This window comes from Aquiflexum sp. (genome assembly GCF_041751335.1).
In the GTDB taxonomy this organism is placed as follows: Bacteria; Bacteroidota; Bacteroidia; order Cytophagales; family Cyclobacteriaceae; genus Aquiflexum.
On sequence record NZ_JBGSXS010000319.1, the window covers coordinates 1 to 4,908 of the forward strand.

At 39.9% G+C, this 4,908-nt stretch carries 4 protein-coding genes; all 4 read left to right on the forward strand.

The genetic code is table 11. The features are described from left to right. Positions 1-243 precede the first annotated feature (243 nt). A complete protein-coding gene (locus ACEW8U_RS17790; RefSeq protein ID WP_373523403.1) occupies positions 244-2,547 on the forward strand; it encodes a putative monovalent cation/H+ antiporter subunit A in 2,304 nt (767 codons plus the stop codon). Between the two features lie 115 nt (positions 2,548-2,662). After that, the gene (locus ACEW8U_RS17795; protein WP_373523404.1) at positions 2,663-3,073 is read left to right on the forward strand and encodes a Na+/H+ antiporter subunit B; all 411 of its coding nucleotides are present in this window, start codon (positions 2,663-2,665) and stop codon (positions 3,071-3,073) included. Position 3,074: 1 nt separating this feature from the next. Then, the gene (locus ACEW8U_RS17800) at positions 3,075-3,428 is read left to right on the forward strand and encodes a Na+/H+ antiporter subunit C (protein WP_373523405.1); all 354 of its coding nucleotides are present in this window, start codon (positions 3,075-3,077) and stop codon (positions 3,426-3,428) included. Then, positions 3,425-4,908, forward strand: a 1,484-nt coding sequence (locus ACEW8U_RS17805) for a proton-conducting transporter membrane subunit (protein WP_373523406.1), incomplete at its 3' end; no start/stop codon positions are given. The genes ACEW8U_RS17800 and ACEW8U_RS17805, both read left to right, overlap by 4 nt.

Here is a 4,908-nt window from a genome sequence, read left to right on the forward strand (position 1 = left end):
CTGCTCTCTTTGATATAGGTCTCACAACTGGACTCATCGGGAAAATACTGCATGAATTGTAATATGGTCATAATGTTTCTTATTTTTATACAAGAAACAACCTGCAAAATGCACCTGCAACTTAATGACACTTGTTGTCAAATTTTGTTACGTGCAACCATGCGGATACACATAAAAAGAATTTATATATTTAAATTCTATATTCTTAAGTTTCGGAAAATTTCAAACCTTTAATTCTTTTCTATGATATTGGCTGTACTTTCCGGTTTTATATTAGCCGCTCTAGTGCCCTTTTTTAGCAAATATTTCAAAAAAGCTATCCCTTTAGTTTATTCCGCTTTGCCTATTGCTTTGTTCATATTTTTTTTCAGTTTTCTAAAACAGATCAAATTAGGGTCTTATTTGATGTTCAGTTATTCTTGGGTTCCAAGTATTGATATCAACCTTGATTTTAGATTGGATGGGCTTTCCATGTTGTTTGCCTTGATGATTACCGGGATTGGTTCTTTGGTCTTTTTATATACTGCCAACTATCTGAAAGACCATCATTATCTCGACAGATTCTATGGTTATCTAGCCATGTTCATGGCATCCATGTTGGGGGTTGTACTTTCGGACAATCTGATGACTATGTTTATCTTTTGGGAGTTAACAAGTATCAGTTCCTTCTTTCTGATAGGGTTCAATAATGAAGATTCTACCTCCCGAAAAAGTGCCCTTACAGCATTGGGTATAACTGGATTTGGTGGCCTAGTCATGCTAGCCGGCATCATAGTTCTGGCTTCTGTGGGCAATAGTTATTCTTTTACAGAACTCCTGGGTTCCTCTGAAATCATCAAATCAAGCAGCAGTTATCTTTGGATTATAGGATTAATATTTGTTGGCGCATTTACCAAGTCAGCACAGTTCCCTTTCCACTTCTGGCTACCGGGTGCGATGAAAGCCCCTACCCCAGTCAGTACCTATCTGCATTCTGCAACAATGGTCAAGGCAGGGATTTACCTGTTGGCAAGATTTACTCCATTATTAGGGGATAGTTATTGGTGGAATGGTACTTTGATTACCATTGGAGCGATAACGATGATTTATGCTGCTATTCATTCCCTTTTCAGAATTGATCTTAAAAGTATATTGGCATATTCCACTATTTCCGCTTTGGGTATTTTAGTGTTTCTGATCGGATTGGGCACAGAAGATGCCTTGTTGGGAGCATCTTTGTTTATAGTAACTCATGCCTTGTACAAAGCTACTTTGTTCTTGGTTACCGGAATCATTGACCATGAAACAGGCACCAGAGATGTAACCCGATTGGGCGGGTTGCATAAAGTCATGAAACCAGTTGCTATTGCGGGCTTTTTAGCCGCATTATCTAGTGCCGGAATCCCTTTGTTACTGGGTTTTATTAGTAAAGAAGTGATGTATGAGGCTACTTTTCATTTTGGAAAATGGGCTATTTTATTGACAGTTTTAATTGTTTTGACCAAAGTATTACTTTTTGTTGCGGGTTTTTGGGTAGGTGTCAGGCCATTTACCGGGCAGTTGCCTGCTGAATATGAAAAAGTCCACTTGCCAAGTCCATTACTTTGGGTTCCCCCCTTATTGATGGCTATACTATGTGTACTTTTTGGTACGGTACCAACAATCATCGAATCATTCATACAGTCTGTATATAGCAGCATCATGCCAAATGCCCCCGAAATCCACCTTGCTTTGTGGCATGGGCTTAACTGGCCTCTGGGTCTGAGTGCCCTGACGCTGGCATTGGGTTTTGGCGTGTATTTCTTCTTAAAGCCTTCTGATCGACTATTTGAGAAAACCAAAAAATTTGAACCTATAGCCCCAATTCAGCTCGCAAATGGTTTTGGAAATTTATTTAGTTCATTTGCTAAATTTTGGACTAATTTTTTCCAAAATGGGTATTTGAGAAACTATGTAATCTCCATTTTGATATTTGTAACCATTTTGGCTGGGTACAGGCTATTTTCCGGGGTAGATATCCACTTAGATTGGACTCAGCTTTCACAGATTACCCCTTCGGAATTAATCGTGGTCATCCTGATGGTCACCTCTATCTTTTTTGCCTTGTTTTCACCTACTCGAACAGGAGTGATTGTGGCTTTGGGAATTATAGGTCTTGCCATCTGTCTTTTCTTCTTATATTATTCAGCTCCTGATCTGGCCATGACCCAGTTTTCGATTGATACATTGACGGTTTTGCTTTTCATGTTGGTGCTCTTCCGGCTTCCCAAAAACACAACCTTCTCCTCCTGGAAAATCAGGATCAGGGACGCATTTTTTTCCCTTATGTTTGGTACACTGATTTCGGTGTTGGCATTGGAAGTATTTGAAGCACCTTCTTCATCGGAGGTTTCGGATTTTTATGCAGAAAGTTCCTATTTGCTGGCCAAAGGCAAAAATGTAGTCAATGTAATCCTGGTTGACTTCCGTGGTATTGACACAATGGTAGAGACAGTAGTGCTCGTCATTGCTGCCTTGGGAGTTTTGAGTTTGTTGAAACTTGACCTTAACCCTTCAAAAAAAGACTGAGATGAAACCGAGCATGGCGCAAGCGACACACAGAGGCACGATTAAAATTTGCGAGGTTCCATCCCGACCTTCTGTACGGGACAGGTCATGACCGCTAAAAGACAATTATATACATATGAAATCATTAATATTTAAAACAGCATCAAATTATTTATTACCACTCTTATTGATGTTTTCAATATTCATTCTCCTTCGGGGCCATTATTTGCCTGGTGGAGGTTTTGTTGGTGGATTGATGGCGGCATTGGCCTTTATGTTGTATTCATTTGCCTTTGGCCTGAAAGAAACCCGAAATATAATCAAGTTGAATCCCCGTTATCTGATGCCTATTGGTCTTGCAATAGCTATTCTTGCTGCTATCAGTCCTTTTGTAATTGGTCTTCCGGTAATGACGGGGCTTTGGTTTGATGAACCACTTATAATGGTAGGTATTGTAGGATCGGCCCTGTTTTTTGATATAGGGGTTTATTTGATCGTAATAGGATCCACATTAACCATCATGTTTTCAATTTCTGAAACTATCTGATATGGAATTACTGCTGATTTTTATTATTGGACTATTGCATTCTGCGGGCATTTACATGTTGCTCCGACGAAGTATGTTCAAAATGATCATAGGTTTGATCCTATTGGGTAACGGGGTCAATTTATTGATATTCCTATTGGGCAAACTGGTCAAAGGACATCCCCCGGTAATCGAGGAATCCGCAAAAGTATTTTCTGAGATATATGCCGATCCCCTACCGCAAGCGTTGATCCTTACTGCAATTGTCATTGGTTTTGGCTTACAGTCCTTTGCCATTATCCTTATCAAAAGAGTCTATAAGGTGCTCGGAACAGATGATTTGGATGAGCTCAATTCAACTGATGAAGAAATATGAATAATATCTGGATTATTTCACCTATTATTTTTCAATTGGCATCGGCAGTGCTGTTGTTGTTCTGTTGGAGTTATACCAAAGTCCAAAAAGTAATGAGTTTGCTGCTCACTCTTTTTGGTCTGGGAATAGCAATTTGGCTATTCATATTGGTTCATCATCAGGGGATTCAGGTAACCCAAGCAGGAAATTGGTCCGCTCCCTTTGGAATCACCTTTGTAGCAGATGCATTTGCGGTGACCTTGGTCTTACTGACTACTATTGCAGGATTTGCGGTTTCGGTTTTTTCTTTTGGAAGCATCAGTGAGGAAAGGTTAAAGTTTGGATATTATCCAATGCTTCACTTCTTATTGATGGGGCTTCAGGGTGCTTTTTTGACAGGCGACATATTCAATCTTTATGTATGGTTTGAAGTCATCATTATTTCCTCATTTGTTTTGATCACCATAGGAGGTAAAAAAGCCCAACTTGAAGGTGCAATTAAATATGTTGCATTAAATCTTTTGGCTTCAGTGTTTTTCCTAATCGGGATTGCTTTCTTATATGGGTTGACAGGTTCTCTCAATATGGCAGATCTGGCTTTAATTGTGCAAAACATTGAAAATAGGGGGTTAGTCAATGTAACAGCAAGTCTGTTTTTAGTAGCATTTGGGATTAAATCTGCTGTATTTCCTTTGTATTTCTGGCTTCCAGCCTCTTACCACACCCCTCCACCCGCTGTTGCGGCCATTTTTGGAGGATTGCTTACCAAGGTGGGAGTCTATGCTATGGTAAGAACTTTCACCTTGATATTCGTGGGAGATGAATTCTTGGGGGTTATCCTATCAGTCATGGCTGCCCTGACCATTCTTTCAGGGGGACTTGGTGCAATATACCATGAACATATAGGTAAAATTTTCGGCTATCTTATTATATGCCATATAGGCTTTATGATGGCAGGTTTGGGAATGATGACAGAGGTAGCCATAGTAGGAACCATTTTTTACCTGGTCCATGATATCATCGTCAAAACCAATTTATTTTTGGTTTCGGGGCTAATTCTCAAAATCAACGGCACACAAAATATCAAGGCCTTGGGAGGAATGTATACTTCCTATCCCCTAATGTCACTGCTTATGGCAATCCCGCTATTTTCCTTGGTTGGCATCCCCCCTCTTTCCGGATTCTGGGCAAAAATCTTTTTTGTCCAAGGAGGTTTGGAAACCAGTGAGTATGCTTTGGTTGGATTTGTGATCCTGGGATCATTTCTTACCCTTTGGGTGATAGGCAAAGTATGGGCAGAGGTGTTCTGGAAACCCGGCGTGAATCTACCTGTGAAGGCAAATGGAATTTATTTTAAGGAACTGGGAAAAAAAGAACAGTGGGCTTATGTCCTGCCCATTATCTTTCTTTCAATGATTTCATTGTATATTGGTTTTTGGGCCGAAAATATAATTGTCCTTGCCAAACAGATTGCAGCGGAACTTATGGATCCCTCTTTGTA

What these genes read in the sequence shown, in the direction of transcription:
- ACEW8U_RS17790 (WP_373523403.1), top strand. Translation starts at nt 244, where the DNA reads ATGATATTGGCTGTACTTTCCGGTTTTATATTAGCCGCTCTAGTGCCC.
- ACEW8U_RS17795 (WP_373523404.1), top strand. Translation starts at nt 2,663, where the DNA reads ATGAAATCATTAATATTTAAAACAGCATCAAATTATTTATTACCACTC.
- ACEW8U_RS17800 (WP_373523405.1), top strand. Translation starts at nt 3,075, where the DNA reads ATGGAATTACTGCTGATTTTTATTATTGGACTATTGCATTCTGCGGGC.